26 protein-coding genes and 1 pseudogene are annotated in these 26,742 nt (G+C 39.0%); 22 read left to right on the forward strand and 5 right to left on the reverse strand.

Annotation, left to right across the window (positions count from 1 at the left end; translation table 11 throughout):
- Positions 1-41: 41 nt before the first annotated feature.
- Genes DW025_RS00260 through DW025_RS00270 form a run of 3 tightly spaced genes read right to left on the reverse strand, consistent with a single transcriptional unit; the run spans position 42 to position 2,469 of the window.
- Positions 42-920 (reverse strand): YitT family protein, encoded by an 879-nt coding sequence (locus DW025_RS00260; protein ID WP_117550968.1) that lies wholly within the window; start codon positions 918-920, stop codon positions 42-44.
- Positions 921-958: 38 nt separating this feature from the next.
- A complete protein-coding gene (locus tag DW025_RS00265; protein ID WP_117550966.1) occupies positions 959-1,618 on the reverse strand; it encodes a TatD family nuclease-associated radical SAM protein in 660 nt (219 codons plus the stop codon).
- A 23-nt stretch (positions 1,619-1,641) separates the two neighbouring features.
- Positions 1,642-2,469, reverse strand: a complete 828-nt coding sequence (locus DW025_RS00270) for a pyridoxamine kinase (RefSeq protein WP_118017137.1) — start codon at positions 2,467-2,469, stop codon at positions 1,642-1,644.
- A 197-nt stretch (positions 2,470-2,666) separates the two neighbouring features.
- Between DW025_RS00270 and DW025_RS00275 the strand changes: the two genes are divergently transcribed.
- The 10 genes and pseudogenes from DW025_RS00275 to DW025_RS00315 all read left to right on the forward strand — a co-directional run bounded on the left by DW025_RS00275 (position 2,667) and on the right by DW025_RS00315 (position 18,519).
- Positions 2,667-5,786, forward strand: coding sequence for a diguanylate cyclase domain-containing protein (locus DW025_RS00275; RefSeq protein ID WP_118017139.1), 3,120 nt, complete (start codon positions 2,667-2,669; stop codon positions 5,784-5,786).
- Positions 5,787-5,828: 42 nt separating this feature from the next.
- Positions 5,829-7,499 carry an InlB B-repeat-containing protein gene (locus DW025_RS00280; RefSeq protein WP_243003534.1) on the forward strand — a complete coding sequence of 557 codons (1,671 nt, stop codon included), beginning with the start codon at positions 5,829-5,831 and terminating at the stop codon, positions 7,497-7,499.
- A 115-nt stretch (positions 7,500-7,614) separates the two neighbouring features.
- Positions 7,615-8,046, forward strand: a complete 432-nt coding sequence (locus tag DW025_RS15005) for a LytR/AlgR family response regulator transcription factor (RefSeq protein ID WP_243104847.1) — start codon at positions 7,615-7,617, stop codon at positions 8,044-8,046.
- A 44-nt stretch (positions 8,047-8,090) separates the two neighbouring features.
- Positions 8,091-8,246 (forward strand): annotated as a pseudogene (locus DW025_RS15410) (LytTR family transcriptional regulator DNA-binding domain-containing protein); the annotation flags it as partial.
- Positions 8,247-8,626: 380 nt separating this feature from the next.
- Positions 8,627-9,616, forward strand: coding sequence for a sensor histidine kinase (locus DW025_RS00290; protein WP_243104849.1), 990 nt, complete (start codon positions 8,627-8,629; stop codon positions 9,614-9,616).
- Between the two features lie 117 nt (positions 9,617-9,733).
- On the forward strand, positions 9,734-10,075 hold the full coding sequence (locus DW025_RS00295) for a hypothetical protein (RefSeq protein ID WP_022216291.1): 342 nt from the start codon (positions 9,734-9,736) through the stop codon (positions 10,073-10,075).
- A 318-nt stretch (positions 10,076-10,393) separates the two neighbouring features.
- A complete protein-coding gene (locus DW025_RS00300) occupies positions 10,394-11,731 on the forward strand; it encodes an aspartate kinase (protein WP_117550958.1) in 1,338 nt (445 codons plus the stop codon).
- Positions 11,732-11,956: 225 nt separating this feature from the next.
- Positions 11,957-13,882, forward strand: coding sequence for a hypothetical protein (locus tag DW025_RS00305; RefSeq protein ID WP_119998077.1), 1,926 nt, complete (start codon positions 11,957-11,959; stop codon positions 13,880-13,882).
- Positions 13,882-17,844, forward strand: a complete 3,963-nt coding sequence (locus DW025_RS00310; protein WP_119998079.1) for a DUF262 domain-containing protein — start codon at positions 13,882-13,884, stop codon at positions 17,842-17,844. The genes DW025_RS00305 and DW025_RS00310 overlap by 1 nt, the downstream gene beginning before the upstream one ends.
- A 15-nt stretch (positions 17,845-17,859) precedes the next feature.
- On the forward strand, positions 17,860-18,519 hold the full coding sequence (locus tag DW025_RS00315) for a hypothetical protein (protein WP_119998081.1): 660 nt from the start codon (positions 17,860-17,862) through the stop codon (positions 18,517-18,519).
- Between the two features lie 74 nt (positions 18,520-18,593).
- On the opposite strand, the gene DW025_RS00320 is transcribed toward DW025_RS00315, so the two are convergent.
- On the reverse strand, positions 18,594-18,827 hold the full coding sequence (locus DW025_RS00320; protein ID WP_119998083.1) for a hypothetical protein: 234 nt from the start codon (positions 18,825-18,827) through the stop codon (positions 18,594-18,596).
- Between the two features lie 159 nt (positions 18,828-18,986).
- On the opposite strand from DW025_RS00320, the gene DW025_RS00325 reads away from it, so the two are divergent.
- The 9 genes from DW025_RS00325 to DW025_RS00365 all read left to right on the forward strand — a co-directional run bounded on the left by DW025_RS00325 (position 18,987) and on the right by DW025_RS00365 (position 24,308).
- Positions 18,987-19,496 (forward strand): hypothetical protein, encoded by a 510-nt coding sequence (locus tag DW025_RS00325; RefSeq protein WP_119998085.1) that lies wholly within the window; start codon positions 18,987-18,989, stop codon positions 19,494-19,496.
- A 316-nt stretch (positions 19,497-19,812) separates the two neighbouring features.
- On the forward strand, positions 19,813-20,022 hold the full coding sequence (locus tag DW025_RS00330; RefSeq protein WP_119998087.1) for a hypothetical protein: 210 nt from the start codon (positions 19,813-19,815) through the stop codon (positions 20,020-20,022).
- Positions 20,023-20,206: 184 nt separating this feature from the next.
- Positions 20,207-20,971: an endo alpha-1,4 polygalactosaminidase gene (locus DW025_RS00335; protein WP_243104850.1), complete on the forward strand. Its 765-nt coding sequence runs from the start codon at positions 20,207-20,209 to the stop codon at positions 20,969-20,971.
- A 178-nt stretch (positions 20,972-21,149) separates the two neighbouring features.
- On the forward strand, positions 21,150-21,398 hold the full coding sequence (locus DW025_RS00340) for a tyrosine-type recombinase/integrase (RefSeq protein ID WP_119998091.1): 249 nt from the start codon (positions 21,150-21,152) through the stop codon (positions 21,396-21,398).
- A 130-nt stretch (positions 21,399-21,528) separates the two neighbouring features.
- Entirely contained in the window at positions 21,529-22,350 is an 822-nt protein-coding gene (locus tag DW025_RS00345; RefSeq protein WP_119998093.1) for a hypothetical protein, read from the forward strand.
- 433 nt (positions 22,351-22,783) lie between these two features.
- Positions 22,784-23,005 (forward strand): hypothetical protein, encoded by a 222-nt coding sequence (locus DW025_RS00350; RefSeq protein WP_119998094.1) that lies wholly within the window; start codon positions 22,784-22,786, stop codon positions 23,003-23,005.
- Positions 23,006-23,037: 32 nt separating this feature from the next.
- Entirely contained in the window at positions 23,038-23,502 is a 465-nt protein-coding gene (locus DW025_RS00355) for a hypothetical protein (protein ID WP_119998096.1), read from the forward strand.
- Between the two features lie 4 nt (positions 23,503-23,506).
- The gene (locus DW025_RS00360; protein WP_207666789.1) at positions 23,507-23,872 is read left to right on the forward strand and encodes a hypothetical protein; all 366 of its coding nucleotides are present in this window, start codon (positions 23,507-23,509) and stop codon (positions 23,870-23,872) included.
- Positions 23,862-24,308 carry a hypothetical protein gene (locus DW025_RS00365; protein WP_119998097.1) on the forward strand — a complete coding sequence of 149 codons (447 nt, stop codon included), beginning with the start codon at positions 23,862-23,864 and terminating at the stop codon, positions 24,306-24,308. Before DW025_RS00360 ends, DW025_RS00365 begins: the two co-directional genes overlap by 11 nt.
- Positions 24,309-24,417: 109 nt before the next feature.
- Here the strand turns inward: DW025_RS00365 and DW025_RS00370 are convergent, their stop codons facing one another.
- Positions 24,418-24,813, reverse strand: a complete 396-nt coding sequence (locus tag DW025_RS00370) for a hypothetical protein (protein ID WP_119998098.1) — start codon at positions 24,811-24,813, stop codon at positions 24,418-24,420.
- A 158-nt stretch (positions 24,814-24,971) separates the two neighbouring features.
- Here DW025_RS00370 and DW025_RS00375 point away from each other — a divergent pair, with 158 nt between their 5' ends.
- From DW025_RS00375 to DW025_RS00385, 3 genes are all read left to right on the forward strand, one after another.
- Positions 24,972-25,811, forward strand: coding sequence for a hypothetical protein (locus tag DW025_RS00375; protein ID WP_119998100.1), 840 nt, complete (start codon positions 24,972-24,974; stop codon positions 25,809-25,811).
- A 147-nt stretch (positions 25,812-25,958) separates the two neighbouring features.
- On the forward strand, positions 25,959-26,339 hold the full coding sequence (locus DW025_RS00380; protein WP_119998582.1) for a DUF7768 domain-containing protein: 381 nt from the start codon (positions 25,959-25,961) through the stop codon (positions 26,337-26,339).
- Positions 26,340-26,732 (forward strand): hypothetical protein, encoded by a 393-nt coding sequence (locus DW025_RS00385; protein ID WP_119998102.1) that lies wholly within the window; start codon positions 26,340-26,342, stop codon positions 26,730-26,732. It begins immediately after the preceding gene.
- Positions 26,733-26,742 lie beyond the last annotated feature (10 nt).

Below are 26,742 nucleotides of genomic sequence, written 5' to 3' on the forward strand. Positions count from 1 at the left end.
GTATTATGATCGTTCGGATACAAGTGGCAGTTCATTGATCATCAGTCGTGCGGAATATCATGGAATCTACCGTCCAGCTCCTCGGTCTTGACCACGTTGATAAATGCGTGCTCATCGATCCCACGGATCATCGGTATGAGCTCACGCTTCGCTTCCGAGTTGATGACGGAGTAGATGAGGGTTTTCTCCTTCTCCTCGTAACATCCGACACCCTTGAACAGAGTAGCGTCATGGTGAGTCAGGTCGCTGATGGCGTGGTAGATCTCATTTGACTTGTCGGAGATGATGAACAACGTTTCTTTCTTATATCTCTTATACAGAAGCTGGATCACCTGCGTGCTGCAGAACTGGTAGATGATGGAGTACAGAGCCTTTGACCAGCCGAACAGTGCACCGGCGGCGATCAGCATCACGATGTTTCCGAGCAGTATGTAGTTCCACGCATCTATACCCTTCTGGTGGGACAGGAATATGCTGATGAAATCAGTTCCCCCGGTGCTGGTTCCAACGTTCAGGCACAGGCTGATGGCGAGTCCGTTGATGAGACCGCCGAACAGGCTTACAAGCATTATGTCGTCAGTGAATACATATGATGGCAGGATATCCACAAATATACTCGACAGAAGTATGACTATGATCGAATAGAGGGTGAATCTTTTGCCGATATATTTGTATGATATGTATGTGGGAAACAGATTCAGCCCAATGTTGAAAACTGCAAAAGGCACGCTTATGTGCAGAAATTTTATTCCAATGTTCTGGAGAAGCAAGGATGCTCCGGAGAACCCGCTTGGAAACAGCCCTGCGGTCTTGGCAAAGCATCGGAGATTCCATGCGTATAGTATAGATGCAAATACGACGATGAACAGGCGAAATACCTGATAAAATCTTGGGTGTTTTAACTCTAGAGATTGAAACATAGCGGTACCTCCTTTGTAAGTGTCACTGTAAAATGCGGTTAATTTTCAAATGGGCGAACCCTCAAAGTCACGCCTAAATCCTTGCATATCTGGCGGCATAGCTCGATCTTATCCTCGGGCATGACCTTGTCAACAACTGTCATGACAACGTGTGGCACGTACCTTTTGGCAAGAACGGCAAAATCCTTGATGGCCGCGTAGGACTGAATCCCATAGCGTGATCTGGTCAGCTCAAGAAATTCATTTTCATCAGGGGCGTTCAGGGATATTGATACAGTGTCGAATCTGCCCTCAAGCTCTGGTGTGACATCTCTCCCATATATAAGATTGGCAAGTCCGATGGTGTTGAGACGGACTTTGAGATTGGGATATGTGTTTTTCAGTGAATCGATCACCGCGCATACGTCTTCCAGTCTCTCAAGAGGCTCGCCAAATCCGCAAAATACAAGTTCATTTATGACACTCAGGTCATACTTTGAGAAAAGTTCCAGAACCTCTTCTATGGAAGGCTCGCCATCCTTCAGCCAGAGAGTATTGTTCTCCTGCTGCTTTTTTGTCTGCCTCAGGCAGAACACGCAGCTGCAGGGACATTGGTTAGTCATATTCACGTATATATTTTTACCGGTGAGGTCCCCGCTCTCTGCTATGTCGAGGTAGCCCTCCTCACCAACTTTTCCGGTCACAGTGTATAAAACCATAGTTGAATCTCCAATCGTTTAAGTTATTCCTCAGTCAGATCCTTCATGTACATCTCAAAGCACAATCCCCAGTTCTCCGGAACATTGTTCTCAACGCAGTAGCTTATGCACTTTGATACATATGAAGCGGCCTTTTTCACGGACTCATAGACGCTGTGTCCGTTCAGATACATACCCGCAATGATGGCTGCGATCACATCTCCAGTGCCGCTCCTGTCGCCGCCGATCCTGTCAACCATGACCATCTGGAAATCCTCATCCTTGTTGTAGATGAAGTTGGCTATCTGAGTCTTATTGAAATGTATTCCTGTCACAACGATATGTTCCGGTCCCTGCTCCGCCAGGGTCATGCACATTTGCCTTAGCTCGTTCACGGTCACAGTGTGCTCCGGATATGGAAGATCAAGGAGGGTGCAAAGCTCCGTCAGATTAGGAGTGATAATGTCGGCATATTTTACAAGCTCCTTCATCTTGCTGCACATAGACGCGGTATAGGTTGGGTACAGCTTGCCGTAGTCACCCATGACGGGATCGACGATAACAAAATTCTTCTCGTTTTTAAAGTATTTGATAAAGTCGATAACTATATCAACCTGTTCCTCAGAGCCGAGAAATCCTGTGGATATGGCATCGAACTGCAGATCCATATCTTTGTAGGTCTGGATGTAATCCCGCATTTTGGGTGTGTAGTCATCAAAGTAAAATATAGGAAACTGTGTATGTGTAGATAGTATTGCTGTTGGCACAGTGACAGCCTGGATCTTCATGGCGGACACTATCGGTGCCATGACAGCGATGGAACATCTTCCGAATCCTGTAACATCATTTATTAGAGCGATTTTTTTCTGCATCTTAGTTCTCCAAATTCAATAAATATAGTAGATTTTATCATCAAATACAGGTGTGTTCAATATTTGAATTCCGTCAGATCAAGTGAAATTTATGTGCAAAAGGGAGAGAATATGTAAAATTTCCGCATTGCCCCATATCTTGATAAGTAGTAAAATATAGGCAAATTTTGTATGGCTGGTGTTCAGGAGGAATGAGTATGAATGAAGTCGTTTTGAAGATATATGTCTTTTCGTCAATTATAATAGCCGCCATGGATATTATACTGGCGATGAAATCCATAAAAAAGAATAAGACGACGGGAAGGTTTCTGGGGCTTGCCTGCATAGGAGCAGCTATAGTTGATATCAGTTATCTTATCAGCATTATAAGCGATTCGTATATGGCCATGTCCGTCATGTCGAGTATATATTTTGTAAGCATTGATTATATGCTGGTATGTCTGCTCATATTTACTGTTTATTTTACAAACGGACGTTTTTCAAAGTATGGAAAGGCGGCGATAGGCTTATGCTTTTTTTACTGTCTGTATGAGCTTGTAATATTTGCCATAAACCCATTCAAAAATATAGCGATAGGGTATGTCAGAAGGGACACCGTCATAGCAAAATACAGCTATGATATGAAGCCGCTGTATGATATGCATCTGGTTTTTTCATATGCGCTGGTGGGTGTGGTACTCATACTCCTTGTAAAGAAGCTTTGCACGATTCCGCATGAATATCGTTTGCAGTACAGCAGTGTCATTCTGGGACTCTCTGTGCTCGTTGGGATAAATGCAGTATTTCTCTATGTTCCGGGTGCTGAGGTGTACAAGCTCCTGGATTATTCCATCTGCGGCTACAGTCTTACATCATATATTCTGTACTGGAGCTGCTTTAATTATTCAACCCACGGAATGCTCAACAAACTAAAGACGAATATATTCGAGAATATAGGTCAGGGAATAGTTTTGTTTGATTATGACAATCATTTGATCCTGCACAATGACAGAGCGGATGATTTTCTTGGAAAGGAGTTCCTCTGCAGATGTGAGAATCTTCAGCAGTTTCTTGAGACGTACGATCTGTCCGTTGATCTTGCAGCTGATGATGACAGTTTTTCTCTGCAGTGTTATATAAAAGGTGATGATGGAGACAGACCTTTAAGGTGTGATATCAGAAGGCTTGACAACAAGGAAGGCCGCAGACTTGGTCAGATGTTTGTATTTTCTGATATATCTCTGGAGACGGATATGCTTACAGGATTTCAGAAATGGGATAGCTTTCAGAGACTTGCCATGGAAGAGGTGGACCATTTTACGTTTCCGGTTGGAGTGGCAATATGCGATATCAACGGATTGTCTGTGATCAACAGCACCCTGGGTAATCAGGCGGGTGACCAGAGGATAAATGCACTTGCGGGCATCATGAGAAAGAACTTTCCAGAGAGAACATATTATGTCAGGGGTATTGATGCGCACCTGATAGCACTTTGCAGTCACAGCAGTGAGGAAGAGATGGCGGCATGTGTCGAAAAGGTCAAAGAACAGTATGATGGAAGTATACAGTATGCAGTGGGGGTGGCTGCGGATGAGGGACAGAGCATCGTCGCTGCAATCACTGATGCGGCAACAGCCATGAAGACAAAAAAGCTTGTGGACAGTGAATCATCGCACTCAGATATGCTGACATCGCTTATAAGGGCTCTTGAGGAGTGCGACAGCGATACGGAACAGCATGTGCGTCGTACACAGGAGCTGGGGGCTGAGCTTGGCAGACGAATAGAGCTGTCAGATAGCCAGCAGAGCAAGCTGGCGCTGCTCTGTCTGCTCCATGACATAGGAAAGGTAGGAGTTCCTATGGAGATACTTAACAAACCGGGAAAACTCACGGATGAGGAATGGAAGATCATGCGTTCCCACGTTGAGAAGGGTTATGAGATCGCCATGAGCAACACAGAACTCAGACAGATCGCGGAGGAGATAAGGCATCATCATGAGAGATGGGATGGAAATGGATATCCGGATGGACTGAGCCGTGAAAGCATACCGGTTCTGTCACGTGTGATCGCGGTGGTCGATGCATTTGACGCAATGATCAATGACAGACCTTACAGAAAGGGCATGCCGATATCAAAAGCGATAGAAGAATTAAAGAGCTGCGCGGGCAGCCAGTTTGATCCATATATAGTTTCGGAGTTTATAAGGCTTGTATCAGAGAAGTATGCAGATTCGCTGGCAGCTGACTCAAAGCAAGGGGCTGCTGATGGTGGTGTCGGTGCAGATGGTAATGGAGAGAATGTTGGTGATCGAACTGCCCCAGGAGATGGTCTGGCGGACGCTGATGGTGATGGCGCCAGCACAGACGACGAACAGACAGAGATCCGGATTATGGCGCGCAGACAGATGGTGGATTCTACTGAATATGGCAAGGATGCGTTTCGTGTACATACAGTCAAATATAGCAGATATCTGGTGGATGAAAACTGGAGGATCATATCTGTAGACGATAATTTTGAGGAGCTTACGGGTTACAGCAAGGAGGACATAGAGAATAATATCATAACCCAGATCGACCTTATACCGGACGAGGATAAAACAGAATATCTCTGTCAGGTAAATGCGAATCTGGCAAAGAGCACATTTGTATTTCAGGAACACAAGATACACCGGAAGGATGGCAGGGATATATATGTATTATGTACTGGAAGAATGTTTTATGATTCGGCACTTCAGAAAGACAGAGGAGAAATAGTAATAGTGGATGTATCAAGTACATATGCTTTGAAGATGCTGACAGATGCGGAGCAGAATAAGGCGGATGTGAGACTCAGAAACTGGGAGAATACCTATCGTACAGATCCCCTCACAGGACTTTTGAACCATGCGGCATTTAGAAGTGACATGGAGCAGAGACTTCTTGAGTGTACGCACACAGCGGTGATGATCATGATGGATGTGGACAAATTCAAGCAGTACAACGACACTTACGGACATCACAACGGTGACAAATATCTTGTCCTTGTGGCACAGGCACTGCAGGCAGCACTTCGCGGTGATGACCATGCATGCCGTATGGGCGGTGATGAATTTGCAGCTATGCTGTTCTTCAACAAGAGTGTGTCTGATGATGTGATAAGGGAACGTGCCCAGCAGATATTTGACAAGGTGAACCTGACTGTGAAGGCCACAGAGGGAGGAACAGGAATCTCCATGGGTGCGGTGATCGCAAGAACTGAACTGACATTCAACGAGATGTATGAGGAGGCGGATAACGCCCTCTATGATGTGAAGGAGAGTGGAAGAGGCAGGATTGAGGTGAAGAGGCATGGGGAGTAGATTTAAGGGTGCATGATTTGTGAAAGTGACGAGGTATTGCTTATGATAAAACGAAAATTTGCAACATTTATGTTGACATTAATACTGGTGATGACAGGTGTATCGACGATTCGTGTGATAGGCTATGCGCAGGAAGAATCTTCTGGTTCATCAACAAATCCCCAAGATGGAGTTACAGAATATAAGTACAGTGCTGAAAGTGATTCTCAAAAAGGTGTCGCATTAAAGGTTGAATGGAACGAACCCAAATTAGGAGAGGATACAACATTCCACGTTTCGGCGGATGGTGGCAGTGGCCGGTATTTGTTTAGAATGGATGCACCGAGTTATTCCAACCCGGGTGAGTATAGTTTTGAATCCGTGGCGGATCCAAGCCGCGGAGCGTGGATTCAATACACAGATGAGTGCGAATCTCACGACTTTGAATTCACAATGGCTGCTTCGGGAGTCTATAACTTCAGGTTTTATGTAATGGATAAAACCTCAGGGGTCTATTATATGCGTGTGAGCACAAATATACAGGTATCTGACAGGGCTTATCCGAGCGTGGGTGACATCGTGAATGCTGCGGTAAAAAAGTGCAGCAAGGAGACTGATGGTTCAGACTATGAAAAGGCATTGTGGCTGCATGACTGGCTGTTGCAGCAGCTTGATTACGATCATTCCCTGAAATGGTCTTCGGCAGAGAGCGCACTGACACGAAAGCTGGGGACATGTCAAGCCTATGAGAGTGCCTATTCAAAACTGCTTACTGCAGCCGGCATAACAAATGCTGAGACAAGGGATACCTATGATGGACATACCTGGAATGCCATGAAGCTGGATGGCAAATGGTATCAGGTGGACTGTACATGGGATGATACAAAAGACAATTATTATAACTTTGATCCTACGCATTTGTATTTTGGACTGACGGATGAACTCATGGCGTTGGCACACAACGGTCATAATAAGATTTATATGGCAAGCGGTTATGGTACACGTTCTACAAGCCTGGCAGACAACTACTTTGTCAGAAACGGAGATGCCGCAAAGTGGGCGCGGGCCTACGCTGACAGGATTCAGAAAAATCTCAATGCAGGTAAAACCAAATTCGAAGTTAGCACTGACAATGCGTCATATCCGCCGAGCATTTCGGGTATTCAAAATGGGATTATCGCATATGCCTTAAATCAGATGACGTGGAAGGCGGGAAGTAAAAAAGTTACATTGCGTGTGGCGGGAGCATCCACCAAGCTTTCTTTTACTGCAAAATATACGGACACAGTAAAGCGCGTGAGAATAGCATTTGCTCCAAATGGAGGGCGTGTGAGTTCTGGAAGTAAGACAGTCATTTGTGGAAAAACTTACGGAGCACTGCCGGCACCGACCAGAAGGGGATATACATTTGCAGGCTGGTACACAGCAAAGAGTGGCGGCAGCAGGATCGGCAGCAGCTCGGTTGTGAGGACCACCAGGAATCAGACATTATACGCAAGATGGAAGCTGGTAAAGTATAAGATCCAGTACAGGCTTGGCAAGGGGACAAACAGCCGGTCCAATCCAGCCGGTTATACCGTCAGATCTAGGACTATAGTCTTGAAGAAGCCGGTCAGAAAGGGTTATACATTCAAGGGGTGGTACAGCGATCCAAAATTCAAGAAAAAGGTTACGAAGATTGCAGCCGGCAGCACCGGCAGCAGGAAACTCTATGCCAGGTGGGTGAGAAAATAAATTCGTATAAATCGATGCAAAACGAAGAATAGCCCCTTTGTTGTCGAATTGTGAAAAATATGCGATAATGAGTGCTGGAGAAAATATTTGGCGCCAAGGAGGCATAAAGGGGATTATGGCAAAGATTGCGTTTTGTGATGATGATGTTTCTGTGCTTGCTGAGATGCAAAGGCTTATGGAACAGTATTGTGCGGAGAGAGACTGCAAAATAGAATACAGTATTTTTAATCATCCTTTTGACCTGGTGGCGGAAATAGAGAAGGGAAACAGATATGATATCCTGTTTATGGATGTCTTGATGCCGGGAGAGAATGGAATTGAAGCGGCAACGGAGATACGAAAATACGATAAAAACGTCAAGATCATATTTGTCACTTCGTCCTCTGAGTTTGCGGTGCAGTCTTACGTTATAGGTGCATACTATTATCAATTAAAGCCCATCTGGGCAGAGAGCTTTTTCCGTTTGCTTGATTCTGTGCTTGCAGCCTGTAAAAAGGAGGCGGAGACCAGCCTCATTCTGCGATGTAAGAGTGAATCACCCGTATAGATATAAAAGCCCTGGAATATTGCGAAGTCATTCACCGCACCCTTATATTTCACCTGAATACAGGAAAAGTACTGGAAAGCGCCGGCAGCATGGATGAGCTTGTAAAGCAGCTTTCCACGTATCCTTTTTTTCACAGACCTCACCGTTCTTATCTGGTAAATCTGGAATATGTGCAAAACATAACATTTAGGGGGATTACCATGTCTAGTCTTGCAGAAATACCGGTTCCACGGGGAAAATACAATGAAGTAAAGGATGCATTCCTTGAATATGCGTTCCAGAACAGGCAGGTAATGATATGAGCCTATATATTTCGCTTCTTAACAATATGGCTGTGAGCTTTTTTGGGGGAATATTATCAGCGTCTTTTTGTAATGCGCTGTCCACCAGGAAAAGAAAACTCATTTTCATAGGATGCATGGTTTTACTCCCGCTGATACAGAGCATATTATATTTCAGCAAGGGCGCTGATTTTGTAAGACATATTTATCCGTTGGCGGTGCATCTTCCATTGGTCATTGTTCTCTGGATGTTGACGGGAAAATTGCTGTGGTCTGTTTTTTCTGTACAGGCGGCATACTTGTGCTGTGAACTTAGAAGATGGGTTGCACTTGCCACAGTTGCTGCATTTTCGGGAAGGCAGATGATGCAGGATATTACCGAACTTGTGGTTACAATCCCTGCATTGCTGCTTCTGCTTCATTTTGTGTCACCTGCAGTCAGAGGATTGTCAGATAAAAGTCTCAGGGAGCAATGGCAGTTTGGAATCATACCGGCGCTATATTATGTATTTGACTATTTTACAATAGTGTATACGAACCTTCTTTTGAGTGGTAGTTACGTTGTAGCGGAATTTATGCCTTTTGTATGCTGTGTTGCATATCTGGCCTTTCTCTTATATAACTCCAAAAAGGAACAGATGCAGAATGAGATGAAGCTGATCCGGAATAATCTGGATCTGCAGTTAAGTCAGGCGGTGAGGGAAATCAGCAGTCTGCGTGAGTCGCAGACATTGACCAGACAGTATCGCCATGATATGCGTCATCACCTGCAGTATGTGTCTACATGTATAGAAAATGGTGAAGTTGAACAGGCGCAGGCTTATATATCGGGAATATGTAAGGAGATTGAGGCGCAGAAGGTCCAAATATACTGTGAAAATGAGGCAGTGAATCTGATCCTATCTTCATTTGCGGGTAGAGCCAGGAAGAAAGAAATTGAAATAAAGATACAATGTGCAATTCCCGCAGATCTTACGGTGTCGGAAAGTGATCTGTGTGTGCTCTTATCTAATGCCTTGGAAAATGCCTTGCATGCATGTGTGCCTTTGGCTGCAGAGGGAAGATCATGCGAGATTGATGTGAATTTTTATGAAAGAAATAAACACCTTTTTTTACAGGTGGTAAATGACTGTAAAGCTCCCATAAAGTTTCAAAATGGAATACCTGTGTCTGATATGGAAGGACATGGTATAGGCGTTCAGAGCATATGTGCGATCGTGCAGCGTTACGGCGGGGGTTTCAGCTTTGCAGAAAATGATGGCAAGTTTACGCTCAGACTGTCATTGTAAAAGAGTGTCGATTCGATACATTTTTGGTACGATTCGTGCATTTAGACCTCACTGATTGCAAATACATAATAAAATATACTCAGATTATGTGATTGCAATAAAGAGGAGGAAATTATTATGAAAAAGACAATGAAAAAACTGATGGTTCTCATAATGACCATGATGATGGGAATGTCGCTGGTGGCGTGCGGCGGTGCAGATAAGCAGCCTGCGATTGATGCGTTCAATAAGACAAGTACATCTTTTAATGAGGTTGCAAACATTATCAACGAAAATCCACAGGCTTATGATCAGGATTTGGTTGATACAATGGTCGACATGGCCGGAGTGCTCAATGAGCATAAACAGATCTTAGAGAGCGATGATGATGTTGAGGAAGAAAAGCTTCAGGAAATGATCGACTGGTATGGTACGGTTGATGAGTGGGTTGCTCAGGTTAAGGAAGAAATTTCAAAATAGTTTATTATTAGATCATGTGGTGAAGACTGTATACCAGAGGGGCGGGCGCATTGGAGTGCCTGCCCTTTTTTAATAGCAAAAATTAAATTTCTCTTGCTATATTGCAAAAAGACGTATAAAATGCATGTGTATTTTTATGTTTTATATCTCAGTCTGGACTCTCTATCTTCGACGGAGATATACACTCCGTGAGTATTGCTGAGCCGCTGATATGATATATGTCAGCAGAGCTGACTGGCAGCTTGCGGCAAGATTCGCCAGCGAATCTTAAGAAGAAAGACATTCAAATAAGAATATGGCAAAGGAAATAGTGGAATTATGAAAAAGGTAGTAAAATTTGGCGGAAGTTCATTGGCAAGTGCAGAGCAGTTTAAAAAGGTTGGAGCAATCATCACATCAGATGAGAGCCGTGTATACGTTGTTCCTTCTGCACCTGGAAAGAGATTTTCAGATGATACAAAGGTAACAGATATGCTCCTTCATGTGTATGAAACTGCGAAGGCAGGGAATGATTTCACAGAGGAAGTGAAGGCGATCAAGGCCAGATATGATGAGATCATCACAGGCCTTGAGATTAAGGATTTTTCACTTGATAAGGATTTTGAGGAGATTACAAAGCAGTTGGAGGATCTTACCAATCCGGACCCAATGTGCACACTGGACTATGTGGCATCAAGAGGAGAGTTCCTCAATGGTAAGATTATGGCTGCATATCTTGGCTTTGAGTTTATAGATGCTGCAGAGGTTATCTTTTTCAATGCAGAGGGCAATCTCAATAGCTATAAGACGGAGAAGGTACTTGGTGAGAGACTTGCCAAGACACAGCATGCGGTTGTTCCAGGATTCTATGGACTTGGCAAGGATGGCAAGGTAAAGACATTTTCCAGAGGCGGTTCAGATGTAACGGGCTCGATAGTCGCACAGGCAAGCAGAGCCGATGTATATGAGAACTGGACAGATGTCTCAGGCTTCCTTGTAGCTGACCCACGTATTGTTCCAGATCCAAAGCCGATCAAATATATTACTTACAGAGAGCTTCGTGAGCTTTCATACATGGGTGCATCAGTTCTCCATGAGGATGCGATATTCCCTGTACGCCACTGTGGTATCCCAATCAATATCCGCAACACAAATGCGCCTGAGGACGCAGGAACATGGATCGTTGAGAGTACCTGCCAGAAGCAGGATTATGTTGTAACAGGTATTGCAGGTAAGAAGGATTTCTGTACAATATTTATTACGAAGGCTATGATGAATTCAGAGATAGGATTTGGAAGAAAGGTGCTTCAGGCATTTGAGGAGAATGATATCTCATTTGAGCATATGCCATCAGGTATTGACACGATGACTATCGTAGTTCATGCAGATGAATTCGTACACAAGGAGCAGAGAGTTATATCTGCCATCCATAGACTTGCAGAGCCGGATTCAGTTGAGATTGAGTCAGGACTTGCACTTATAGCTGTTGTAGGCCGTGGGATGAAGTCAGCAAGTGGTACAGCAGGCAAGTTGTTCAGTGCACTTGCAAAGGAAGGCATCAACATAAAGATGATAGACCAGGGTTCATCAGAGCTGAATATCATAATCGGAGTAAAGAACAGTGATTTTGAGACAGCCATAAAGGCAATATATAACACATTTATAACAGACAAGTAATAACAGATTGCTAAGCATCGTAGGGGTGGGCACGTATTAGTGCTTGCCCCTATTTTATTGATAGGTATTTTGGGAAGCTATTTCAAATCAAGATGCTATTTCTTGGAATGAAGTGGTTGGAAGAGGTTAGAACGGCATATCAACCTTTATACTATAGGGGAAAGAAATGAAAAAATGAGTGCTTGATTAGACAATTTGAAAAGATACGAGGAGAAAATGAAGAAAATGTCAAACGATTTAGAACGAAAATGGAGTAATTTTTTGACCAGTTTAGAAAATAATCATTGCGAGGAAAAGAATTATTTTGAGGCTATAAAATATGTTTCAGATATTGACAGTAAAACGATTGATGACGAAGAGATAAGAGAAAAAATAAATGGTTACATTGAAACGATTGTACAGTTTATTGGTAAGCATAAAAATTATTATGAATTGAGTAATGTTAAGGGATTTAAAAAAAATGATGGTAGCATTAGAGGACGAGATTATTATTACTATATTGCAGATCAGCAGATTAAAGCAACGGTGTATTATGCTAGATATTTGAACTTTATTGAAGGCTGCGAAATTACAGCGGAACGAGATCTTGATGTACGCGTTAGACTACAGAATATATGTGATGAACATGGTGTTCAATTAGATTGTTCTAATAAAGATAACAAGGTTGAGTGCATATGCAAAAGCCTAGTAGAACATATTGAAACGAACGATTTTCCGGCTATGAAAACTTTGGAGAAAGAAGTGCTCGAACAAGTAGATAATCAGTCCGGCAACTTCGAAGACACAGATAGTCAAGTATCAAACTTGGGTGATAATGGGCAGTTAACATTAGATGAATTAAAGAGTATACGAATAGAGTTATTACGGTATGGGGAGGAATACAAAATCTCAAATAATATAGATTACAGATTATATATGATGCTTAACAATATGATGCATGAAATCCGTTTTTGGGGAGCTGCATACCAATATCTATGGCATTGGAAATCTTACAAAAAAACGTTGTATAGAAGTGGACTATTAGAAAAAAAAGATGCTGAAAAAAAACAAGATAAAAATGATGATATAGCTGTACATAAATTTATGAAAGACATGTTTCAAGAATGCATAGATCATATGAATTCGCCATCACTAAGTAGACATTCTTTTTCTGAAAATCTATTGATAGATGTTTATAAATACTTAATTCTAGAAAAAGAAGAACACAATGCGTTAATTAAGATTAAGGATGAAAATGGATTATGTATTGTTTGTAAGTCTATAAAAAATGAAAAGGAAGTGGAATTTCATATTATTAAAGGTGCTAGCATTAACAGTATTTTTGTTGATGGTAGTGATCAGGATTTTTCTACATTCATTCAGAATAATAAAATACCTGTCGATTATGGTTATACAGTCGAAATATATCCACAGGAGCTACAGGGGGAAACAAATGATAAGGGTACTATTAAAGGAATGAGAGATACCTTATTACCATTATACTTTAAATCATGGGGGATAGATGCAAGTCTAAGTAGGACAAAGGTTGCAGATGATAAGGAAGTAATTACATATGGTAAATGTTATTCGGACAGCGTGAAGCTAGATGCTGAAAATAAGTCATCTTTTATTGAAAAAAAAGATGGAACATTGTTTAGTATGAATTTAAAAAAAGATGATATCATCAAATTATTGTTACTATTATATCAAAAAAAGAAGGATTCTGATGAGGCGATTAAAATTTTGGTTGGAAAAATAGTCAACGGTATGAACTATAATCCAGGTTTAAAGGGAAAGTTTAAAAGTTTTTATGAGGGTGCAGATATATGGAGGCAACAATTAATTTGGAACAAGAATGACGGCGCCCCATTTAAGATTGATATAAATGTAAACAAAGATTATTTGGATCAGATGTCTGTGGATGCTAGAAAAGACCTTAAGAGTGCTAGTGACACAATAATAAACAAAGTTAGGGAGAGCATTTCAGATTTTTTAACAAATAGATATGCATATATTTTAGCGGAAGATAATACAAAGATAGAATTTATCATGAGTACAATAGAATATAAAGATTTTAATTTTTGGCTTGTAAGTCAGTACAATGAGTATATGGTAAATATAGAAGATCCTGAGATTGCAATGCTAAAATATATAGTTTTTAAGGAGGCATAATGGCTGCAAAATCTGAATTATTATCTCTTAGCGAGATATGTAAAAGATTAAATGAAAAAAGTGTTGTGATACCACTTTTACAGAGAAATTATAAATGGGATGTCGAGGGGAACAGTGGTAGCGATAACACATTAGAAATAAATAGTATGGCTGACTATTATGAATTGTTGGAGAATAGTGAAAGTACCAGAAAATCAAGACCATCCATAGAGAATTTATTTAACGATATTTTATATGCAAGGGAAAATAAAAAAGATGAATATACAATTGGAATGATAACATTATATGAAGAAAATAGTGAAAAAAAAGACAGCAAGCCTATTGTTCATATATTAGATGGACAGCAGAGAATGATTTCACTTGCTATTATTTCTAAAGCTTTAGGTAAATCAAAAGATTTTGTTCGTCTTACATTTGAAAGAGATAAAGAAAATAAAGAAAGAGAAAAATTTTTGTATAGTAGCAGTAGTGAGCAGGTAAAATCTAATAATGAAAAATCTGTTGATGTACAACATATGAAGACGGCGTGCGAGTTTTTGCAGGAAAAATGTTTAAAAAAGAATGAAAAAAAATGGTCTGGAGAAGAAAAGAATGATTATTTTGATTGGATGATGAGAAACGTAATGATTATTTGCCGATATACGGAAAATGAGCCATTGCAAGAATTTTTGTGCTTAAATGAGAAAAAGACACCATTTTCATCGACTGATTATGATAGAGCATATCAACTAAAATATTGGTCTAATCAAGAGATTACACAGGAAATGGTTCTAAAAGAACATGCAGAAATTCAAAGGTACTTATATACAAATGATAAACTGTATGATCTTGTAAAATATAGATATCCGGGCTTCCTTAATCATATGGATGTAATATTTCAAAAACTATTAGAAGATAAATATGATAAAGCAGAAGGAACAACTGGACAACATAAGGGCTATAAGGATGCTTTCTTTTATTTGCAATTATGCCATGTAGTATTAAGAAGCATTTATCAAGAGCTGGAAGAACAAGGAAATGCAAGTATGAATGTTAATGTCTATAATGCTGTTATGACATTATATCAACTGGATAAGAATTTCAAATTTTTCGATTTGGTTGATATAAACAGCAATGAGACATTCGAAATTCAATTGAGAAATAGATTCAATTTGTTGGGAAAAACATATAACTATATGAAGCAAAAAGAATATCAGAATGAGTTTTTACAAAGTCAGTTATATGGGAAAATTATTGTAGAAAATGGTAATATTGATAATGCTGTTCTCAAAGATGCATATAAAGAGGAAAAGCAATATATATCACCAGGCATATATAATATTGTTTCAGAAAAAATAAAAGTTACAGAAGAATTGATTGAGAGAGGGAAAAGCTTTTCACAATTAGTAAATGGAGGCAAAAAGTCTTTTTATGACATCTTAAATCTTGATGATATCAGAAGTATTATTGTTCCAGCAGTTCAAAGGGATTATACATTGGGAAGCAGTCAAGAGTACTTGGAAACACTTTTATTTGATATCAGTAAGTCGTTTTTGCAGAATAAACTGCCGGATAAAAAATATAGTAAAGGTAGTCCGGAATTGGTTGTATATAATTCTTTTTATGAGGGGGTGTTATGGGATCAACCTGAAATTCATCAGTATAATTATTATAGTGAGAATGACTTAACACCATATTTCATATTATGTCAAAAAGCAGGATATAATATTAGATCAGAATTTTATACTAATTGCCGAGACTCGGGTGGGAAAAAGAGACTAGTAAGCAAAGCAGGTGAACTGTTAAAAGTCCTTGACTTGAATGATGATTTGCAAAAATTGAAAAATGCAGATTTTTTCAATGACAAAGGGGCAAATGATAATAAAAATACATTTATCCTTAGTGCTATATTGGGATATTTAGAAGAAACGGGTATTTTTTATTTATATGATGGACAACAACGAGTTGTTACACTGGTTTATCTTTGTGCGTATTTATTAAACAATAAGTTTAGTGATAAAGATGAATGTGTTAATAAAGAAAAATATGAATTATATAGGAAGTTGTTGAATAAGTTCCGTTTTGAAAAGAGAGAAAAGGCAAATGAGATACTATATATATTGTTGAATGAAAGCGGAGTTACTTTAGATCAACTCAAAGAATATATAGTGGATCACTCTACGTATTCTATTTACAAACTATTAGAAACGTACGAAAATTACCAAAATAAATATGGGAAAAAAATACTGGCTTTTGATGTAGATTATTTATTGAAGTGTATACAGTTTGAATTTGCTGTTATTCAGGAGGCATCAATTGCAGATCAATTGTATATGGATTTGAATTCAAAAAATGAGCCACTGACAATATATGAGAATTATAAAGCTGAACTTGTATATATGTTAAGTAACAGAGTGAATGAAGAATATAAAAAAGATTGGGAAAAACAATTAGATAATGATTATTTGGATAGTTGCTATAGATTTGAAAAAACAGATGAAACACCTATATGGAAGAAATATTTAGCAGAAATAGCAGAAGAAAAGGAAATGCTGATGATACATTGGTGTTTTAAGATGGCATGCATGGAATATGGAATAACAATTCAGAATATAGATAATAAATCGAGGCTGGCATGGATTGATTCGAATAATCATACAGATGTTAAAAATATCGTACGCATTACCGGAAAAATTGCAAAAAAAGTATTCTTAGATGAAATTGCATTTATTGACAAAGTGTATAATGACTATACACAAAACATAAGAAAAGATGGAAAGTATTTTAAGAAATTAAAGGAATATGTTGATATATCTGAATTTGAGTCATGGATGGAGTTGAGATTTGAGGAGCAAAAAAATGAATATGCTTTTACAAAAATTGGAAGTTTTTTGCTACGTGTTCATAATCTTGATCTGGAATATCTAAAATTTTTGGCGGAATATATTAAAATGTTAGTTCATGAAAAGAACAATGGTATATCAGAAGAAGTAGTAGTAAGAAACTTAATGAAGAAATATAATTGCTTATGGGAAAATGGCTATCTTGAAGTGAATACATTTGAAGGTATACAAATATTTAGTAATGTGACACAAAATAATCAACAAACAAAAGATATAGATGGCATACCTGATTACTTGAATTATTTTAATGAGAACTATTTGTGTGCAACAGGTTCTGGGGATGGAGAATTCAAAAATGAAATAGATTGGATTGATTATATTTTCTTTGTAAAAATATATGAGCGATTGTTTATTGAGCTTTATGATAGCGTTAAGGAATGGGAACAATGGGAATTAAAACAAAAGAAAAGCTTTTCATTTCTAGAAAAGTCACTAGCTAAAGAAAAACTGAATGGAAATTTGAATTTGTATCTAAGATACAGAGAGATTTGTAAAACAGAGTGTTCTGTTCATGGGAGGTTATGTCAAGAAAATAATATATCCAAAGAGGTATTATCGTCATTAAGCGAAGAGCAGTGGAAAGTATGCATATCAAAAAAAGTAATAGAGAATCAACATACTGAATTAGAGGTTTTCATAGATTTTGACGATAATCAACAGGCAAAAGAAGCTATTATTAAATACATGTCAGAGAATCATGATAGTAAGTTAACCAAGGATTTTGTGGCAAAGGTGATAGAAGAATATTACTTTAACAAGAATAAAGATGAAATATTCTTTTGGAAATGGGATGACACAAATAAGAATTACTATGAGATACAAAAAGAGGAGGCGATTACTGTAGGTAAATTTCATATTCAAGTTTCTAAACTAGTTAAATTTAAAGAAATGTTTAAGCGGAATACGAGTGAGCATTTATTAAAATATATTTGGACAACGTATGAAGGTGAAGATAAAGATAATTGGTTAAGTGATAATTTAAATAAATTTGACTATAGTAGAGCGATGGGAATACTTGAGTTTGATTGTGAAGACTTTAAGAAAAAATGGATGGAATTATATGGGGATAATTCTATTTAGAAAAGAGGAATGTGCATGAAAGAGCTGAAAGAAGTTATTCAAGAACTATCGATAGACAATTTGCAGAAGTGTCAATTTGAATATAGTGATAAGTTCGATTTTGATGAGCTAGAGTTGAGTGATGGTATTGAAGAAGACTTTTGGATGCGTATGTATTACGGAGGTTCTGTTACCTCAGAGACACACAAAAAGTTCAAAGAAAATGGCAGCATAAAGCATGGAAATGTAAGAAAAATAATGAAAATATATGACTATATTTTCGATATGAGAGATGCATCGACAATAGAGGATAATGAAGCTAATGAGATAAGGCAATGTCTTGTTGATCTGTACATAATGAGACCAAAGGAAAACTTTAGTTATGAGGATAAGCTTAAGGAATTAATGTTTTACACGTATTTACATACAAAGGATAATTGCCTTAGGGAAGCTGCATTAGAATATTTTTCAAGATTAAAATATCAGAATGTCGATCTAAACAACTGTGAAGATATATTACGAATAAAGAGACCGAATGGAAAAGGCTACAACACGAAATATGGAATACAGTGTGAATCGTGTGTAGAGAAATTAGATGAAAATAAATCAACAGGTGATTCTCTAAATTGTATTGATGAAAAAAACGATGACTGGATATCAAAATATTTGAGTGGAGTGGAGTGGAGAAGGAGATAAATGACTAAATGACTAAATGACAGCCAGGGCATCATGAGTCCTGGCTGTCAGAGAGTAACGAAAGTGCTTCTTATCTAGGGGGTGTATATATATCCATCGCTAGAAGTTGTTCCTTTTAGCTTAAAGAAAGTACTACCAGCTGCTGTTAGCTCAAATAGATATCGACATAATCTTGGATGGGGAAGTAGTCCCATGAGATCAAATAGGTCTCGAGTTTCATAAAAGAGACCTTCTTGAAGCACTTGCGGTAAATCCGCCATCATTTTGTTAAATACCGCCTGTTCATTTTGGTTTAGCTTAAAATTCATAGATATTCTCCTTTTTGCTCAATAAGATAAAACCATAAGTAAAGCTTAAATGCGCTTTACCATATTATTGCATATGTTAAAGTAAAAGTCAATAACCCTATAATAAGATTTACTTTGTTGAATACCTGTGGTAACATAATTATTATGGAGGTATTAAGTATGTATATTTATGAACTTTCGATTTCAATGGCAGATAAAAGGATAAAATTTCATAGTGATGAGGACGAGTTGGTATTAGCTATCAAAAGGTCAATAGAGATTGCTAATAAATCATATTCCGCAACGCGTTACCATAGACATATAGAATACATAGAAAGAATAAATGAGGATAAAATTCATATTCAAATGACATCTCCAGAACCTATAAATCCTGTTAGATGTATTACTAATCTTTCGCGTGCTCTGTTAAAAGATGCATATTGGATAGATAATTTCAATGAAGAGAATTTGCCAAATAAGTGCGTGTTTTCTACAAAAGTATTAGAAAATGAGAAACATGAAAAGATAACATCATTGTCAGATACAGAGATATTAAAAGAGTTGATATCAATATTTGTAGGGCAAGGTGAATCGGATTCGTATACAGATAAGAAGCAAGCACGTGAAGTAGCTGAAAAGATAAGGGAAATAGTAATAGAATATGTTAATAGAAAAAATGATATTAAGTAAAAACTTGACATTTGGCAGCAAAAAAGGAGTAAATTAAACTATGATAAAAGTGCTCTTCATCTATTACGGCACTCCAATTTTATGATAATGCATACCTTTGCAGAATGGGGCAACACAGGGCAGAATATGGCGGAAAACCTTGGAATTACTACGGTTTAGACTACTAAGCGATGGCAGATGTACAAGAGTTTGAACAGATAAAGCCACAATCTTTGGTAGTAAGACTACCAGGATTGTGGTTTGGGGAGTATCCTAAAGTTTGTGTAAACCTCCAAACTGATGTAAGATAAAATTACTCAGTTTGGAGGTTATTTTTATGGCAATAAGAAAAGACGGCCCACAAAAAGCAGTAATGAGAGAAATGATGCGTGACTATCTGAAAAATAATGATATCAGCATCAAAGATGGCACCGATGTTAACAGCATCATGTGTGACATGATGTTTGTCATTTTGGAAGGTGCTTTGGATGAAAAATTAGGATATTCCAAAATGACGGTAGAACTGTTCACAAGTTTTAGGGTATAATTTGAATGCAAATTGAGCAACAAATCTGGGAAAACATAATCATCAATGTGTAAAATGTGATAGTCATGAGGAAAAAACGAGAATTACCGAAAGGGTGTGGGAGGCATTGTGCGGGAAGAGGACCAAACAAGCAGTAGCCTTGGCTGTATTATTTGTTCTAATGTTTATTGGTGGATGTTTTTTTGTGAAAGCCAATCAAGCAAAGAAATTTGAGAAAAACGATTATGGGGTGTTTTTAAATGCGGACGCCTCATCTTTGGAACGATTTAAAACGTATGAAACGATTGTAATTGATGCACAGTATTTTACAAAAAGGGATATTGAATTGCTCCATCAAAATGGAACAGTCGTATATACATATCTAAATATTGGGTCGATTGAAAACTTTAGGGAGTACTATACAACCTATGCGGAACTGGCAATCGGTGAGTATGAGCACTGGGAGGAAGAAGAATGGGTAGATGTAGCAAACCCAGACTGGCAGAAGTTTATAGGACAGCTTTCTCAGGAACTATATGAAAAAGGTGTTGACGGATTCTTTATAGATAATTGTGATGTATATTATTACAATCCGCACGAGAGTATTTTTGAAGGCATTACAGCGATTCTACAAAACATAATGACGTTTGGCAAAGCGGTCATCATCAACGGTGGAGATACTTATGTGGCGGAATATAGGGAACGCTATGGGGCGATTGATCAGATTATGACAGGTGTAAATCAGGAATCAGTATGGAGCAGTATTGATTTTGATAGTGGAACTTTTGGTGAACAAACGAGCGAGACGAGAGATTATTTCTGCAAATATTTGGAAACGTGCAAGGCGGATGGGATGGAAGTGTATCTTTTGGAATATACAACTAATCAAAAACTGATTCAAAAAATAAAAGAATACTGCAAGGAGCAAGATTTCCATTTTTATATTTCCAATTCCCTTGAACTTAGATAATGAGTGTTGAGAAATACGAAAAAGATGAGCAAATTAAGTTTCGTCAAGGTGGCTACACCCCCTTGCGCCGCTAAAGCGGCTATCCCCTGTGGACTTGCCGTCCGCAAACAGCATAAAATGCTGTTCGCCGCCAGCAAGTTTGAAAAAGAGACATAAAGCTTTAGAGGTGCTTATTTGAATGAAAAAGTTGATAGCATTGCGAGCCGTCCGTCACATGGCGAAATCTGGCAAGAATCCTAAGACATTGCAGTACCTCATGGGGCATTCGGATATTGCCGTGACACTTAATGTTTACACCCACGTTGGACTTGAAGATGCCGAAAAGGAACTTCAGAAAATGCAGGGGTTAGAAAATGCAAGAAAAGAGGTGGGGATTTCGGACAAGGATGATAAGCCTTTGAAACAGAATATGTTCAAGGTGATTTGATAATAGAATATTGGTGGAAACTGGTGGCACTCAGGCATATAGCTTGGGTGCCTTTTTGACTGGTAAAAATATGCCTTGGCCGATATAATGTAAATTGAAAACAAAAAATATTTTGTTAAGGAGAGATTTGATGGGAACATGGGGAGTAGGCATTTATCAAAATGACATAAGTGCAGATGTGAAAGAAGATTATATTGCAAAACTTAAGTCGGGGAAAAGTGATGAAGTTGCTCTGAAGGAAATATTATCAGAATATCAGGAGGACATGGAGGATATCGACTGCAAATATGATTTTTATTTTGGTCTGGCAGATACGTTGTGGAAAAAGGGAAGATTGACAGAGAAAATTAAAACAATAGCACTTCAGTTGATAGAAGAAGATAGAATATCACAACGTTGGCAAACAGAAAGAATTAGGTATGAGAGAAGTAAGGTATTGGACAAGTTGAAAGTGCAGTTAGAAGAGACGATGCCGGAATATAAAAAAATTCCTGTTCATAAACCATATGTCTTGGGATGGGAAGAGGGAGATGTATATTTTTTTCAAATTAAAGAGAAAATAGAGAGTTATGAAAAATATCTTGGTTGGTATGCTTTGTTTTATGTGAACAAAATATATTTGAGGGATTGGAATGTAAATGGAGTGGCTGATGAAGTAGCAGATGTATACTTTTTCTTAACTAAAGATAAACCCGAAAGTATAGATGTTCTTCGTACATCGAAAAGAGTATGCTTTCATATAGGAAAAACAGGTAATAGATACAAAATGCATATTTATGAGAGCTCGAGGAGAAATCGTCCAAAGGATTTAACTTTGCTTGGGAAGTGTGACGGAATTCATTATCCTTTAAATAATAGTAGTAAGGGAGGCCATTTTTGTTGGAGTAGAGTAGATATAAGGGAGATATTATATGGTTACGAAAATCAGTTGAAATTAGACAAGCCTTTTTGATATGACGCTTATTGCGATAAGCACTTCAGCCAGCTCTTCATCGAGTTCAGCATCACGCTCTTCGTAAGCGTCCATTGTCTTGTCTGCCATGATTCGCACCGCCTTCCTGAAAGGTTTGTTCTTATCCCTTCACTTTCCTATGGACATCCTTTCCGATTTTGGGCGGGATTTTTTTGAAAAGTTGTAGTGGATTTTTCCTTTCACTTTCCTATGGACAGAGATGTGGGATTTGGGCGGGGAAAAAATTAAAATCGTTCTAAAATAGGGTTGACAGCCGCATAGAACGATGGTATATTCCTTATTGGATGTGCCGTACAGAACGAATGGGCTGAATAGCACAATACATGAATAATATTGTTTGCCGGAAAACAATCAGAACCACTAAAACTACACAGCGCGGGGTAAAGCGGATTTACCCAGAAAGGAATTGAATATGAAATTGAATCAGACAGAATACGATTATTATGAGAATACCTTAAAGAGGAAAGTGGTAAATGCACCTACTGGGATATCATTTACCCCAGCATGGCTTTTTGATAAAGATCCAGTTTCACCGAGGATGTGCAGAAAGTTCTTTGAAGAAGTATCAGCTGGGCTTATTCCTAACATTCGCAGAATTGGAACTAGATCGCAGGATGGATATACTGTCATATAGAAGATGAGTGCGAAGAGGTATCGAGAACGACTATGTCTTTTGGTGGATACCCCAACAGCCCATCCGAGAGAATTGAGGCTTGTATTTATTGGCATCTTACAGCCTTTGAAGGCAGAGTATATTATGCCGAGCCTGGTCCATCTGTTGTGGCAGATTCGAAATATCTTGCTGAAGCATATAAATTGATTAACTTCATTAACTCTCATGTGTGGCCTAAAAATCAAGATGGTGCGGATGGCCGTGTTTATGGTTCAAGTTATCTGATCCAGCCACGGTTTTATATAACAGATGAATACGACATCACAGCTACGATTGTTGCAGATTATTCTTTATCTATAGAAATTGCCCCGTTAGAACTTGCAGATTTTATTACGGCGGCGATCCCAGAATTATTAGAATCCTTGGCTCCATATATCTTTGGGGTGGTTGTTGGGAGTTTGCGACTTGAAGATGCTATACAAGGTATTAAACATAATGTATTATTTGAGGAGGCTTGATGATTTGAAAGTTATTCTTAATGAAACGAAACTGCCGCTTCCATCAAAAGATAGTGATAAGGAATATTCTGATGTTAAATTGCATCATATTTGCGAAATTTGTGGATCGGAGGCTTGGCTAACCCCGGAAGAGGGATTCGCTGAAGGCTGGGACTACGCACCAAGAATGTATCCTTTTAAGGTCATCTCGCCACGGACTTGTGGGAATTGTGGGGGTATCGAGGGAACGGCATGGTACGAAATTTGTGTAAAACACAAGCGGTTTGATGAACTCACAGATAAACAAAAACAAACAGTAATGAGGATTTATAATGAGCTAGAAAGTATATTGGCTACAGATAATAAAGGAGGAGATGAAGATGCAGATTAATGTATTGGTTGATAAAAAAAGTGATGAACAGGCAAAGGTGTTAAGGGAGAGGTGGTACCCGACAACTAATGCTTATCAGACCCGCGATGCCTTTATCTTCAATGATGCTATTGATCGGTTTAAAGGAAGCCCGGAAGATTTGATCGATTACATTGAAAGCGGCGAGGAGAATGAAACCATACAGAGAAAAGTTACTATAAAAAGCGAGTCTAATGATAGATTGAAAACCATTGCAGCAGCGATAAATAAGCCTGTTACGACAACCTACAGAGCCATAATAGCATATACTATAGCTAATCTTCCAACTACTGAAAAAGAAGAAACTGCTGAGCCGGTAGGTGTATCACAGTTATTAGTCGAGAAGATTTCGTTGCTGGAAAAACAGATGGAGGCTTGCAACCAGACATTGAAGGAAATCAAAGAACTTACAAAATAATATGAAACAACACATGACCCCGGGGAGTGAACTCGGGGCTATTTTTATAAAAAAGAGCGAACCCTGTTACGGATTCGCACCCTGAAAGGAGGTGTATATGGAAAGGAGACTATTTTTCGGAAGGAGTGTTGTTATCGGTATCAGACTCTTCGGTCACATCATCGGAGGGAGTTTCTTCTACTATTACTGTGTTTTTGTTTGCGGACTTCTGAAGGGTGTTAAGGATAACCTTGCCCTCGGTTTCTAACTGCTTTTTCTGTGTTTCATGGTATATGAAAGCAATTCCTCCGGCTACGGCAGCAATGCCGATTACACCGACAAGGCCACCCTGTATTCTTCCAAGCCTTAAGTTGGATGCTGACTCGGCTGCGAAGTAGCTAACGATTCTTCGGAGACCGTTCTGCATACTGCCGTTACCAAGTTCTGCCAGAGCGTGAGTTGTGATAGGTGCTGAAGGGTTAGGTGTAGAGATAATCTTTGCTATTTGGTTTGCTGTAGTGTTCATAATTGTTTTCTCCTTTGGAATGAAAATATTTGTTTTCTTGTTGTATAAATCATACATCCGTGCTATTCTAAAGTAAAGAATAACAGTTCGTAATACTAACCGTTATAAGACGATGAATATATTTATAACGAATAGTAATTCGTTTATGAGGTGAGATAATGTCCAAGAAAGCCGAAAAGTATAATACATTTGGTAAAAGACTGCTGACCGTTGCTGACGCAAGGCAGATGGGAGATACAGGAACTCTTGCAAATGCCATCTACAGTAATAAAAGATGCCGTGAAATAGTAAAGATACGTGAACACAAAGAGTATACTAATCCTTTTGAAGAAGTTGAGGCAATAAGAAGGAACATTCAGAATCATTTAACGCAGGATAAATATGATGAGGCTTGGAAGGTGCCGAGTCAGTATATGTATGCATACAGCGTTATCTTGGATTGTTCCCTCGATTATTTATATGGAAAGTCCGAGATAATGTCATCTGATCTTGAGGTTGCTGACATATGCCAGAAGACTGGTCTGTCCGAAGATGCCGTAAACTGCCTTGTTGAAAATATGCCGGAAGGCGATGGCGATTCTGATGAGGAGAATGTCTTTTCTTATACATCGTGGTGGTCTGATTTATTATGTGGAGACAGTTATTATGCGATACCGATGTCCTGGTTCAGTTATGCCAGTCGAATTATAGAAATGAATGATATTGATAAACAGATTCGTGGGTCGGAACGTGCAGAAAAAGAAGTAGAAATATCCGACATCTGTACATCATTATTATTAAATGAGGATGGAAACCATAAGTCATTACAGATAAAGAAACGCAATATGGAAGATTCATTTCTTGGAGCCCATCATAGAATGCTATCATGTATAGAGCATTTCCTGTTGGACTATGCAGAGGAATGGGCAGAGAAACAACATACTGATTATGAAGAAAAGTATTATAAAGAGGCTTTGAAAATCAGAAAAGCCTTGAAAGCAAAAGAAGATAAAAAATAATATGAAACGATTCACACGGCCTTGAGGGTTCTCCTCAAGGTCATTTTTTTTATTTCTTGAAAAAATACCCCGCCCAAAATGAAAAAAGCTGTCTGTGGGAAAGTGGAGGGATAGACATCCCTATCACACATGAAAGGAGCGGACAGAATGCTCGAATATAAGAACCCAGAAGGCTATGCCGACCCGACACCATATCACGCTCTGGCTGATAAGGGTAAGTACAGACCAATGGTTTATATCTGTTCTGCTTACAGCGGAGATGTGGAAAACAACGTAAGACGTGCGAGAGGTTACTGCCGGATGGCAGTCGACCAGGGCGCTATTCCGATAGCACCACATCTGTTGTTTCCACAGTTCATGTCGGAAGAGACCGAGAGGGAACTGGCGATGTTTATGGATATTGCTGTTCTTTCCCATTGTAAGGAATTGTGGGTGTTCGGTGAGCCGACAGCCGGGATGCAGAAAGAGATAGTCTACGCAGAGCGTAAGCAGATGACAATTAAATACTTTAACAAGGAGGATACCTAAATGCAGATGACAATATTTACTGCCGACTGCGTTGGTAATGCAGCGAACTGCTCCTATCCCAATAAGGCAGAGGTTAAGTGTCCGAAGGATATGGAGACTGCCGTGGCAAGGGATCATGTATGCGCTACATACACCAACAACTACCGTAACGAACAGAACTTCCTTGAATCGGATGTTATCCCGATGGATATAGACAATGACCATAGCGAAGATCCCAAGGACTGGATAACGGAAGAGAAGATGAAGGAAATGTTCGGAAGTATCGACTTCATTCTTGTACCAAGCAGGCATCACATGGTTGCAAAAGACGGAAAGCCTGCAAGACCCAAGTACCATGTGTACTTCCCGGTATCTGCCATCAGCTACAAAGGACTTCCAAAAGAGAGTATGTAATTGAGCCAAC

It is taken from the genome of Coprococcus sp. AF38-1 (assembly GCF_003603945.1).
GTDB classification, from domain to species: domain Bacteria; phylum Bacillota; class Clostridia; order Lachnospirales; family Lachnospiraceae; genus Coprococcus; species Coprococcus aceti.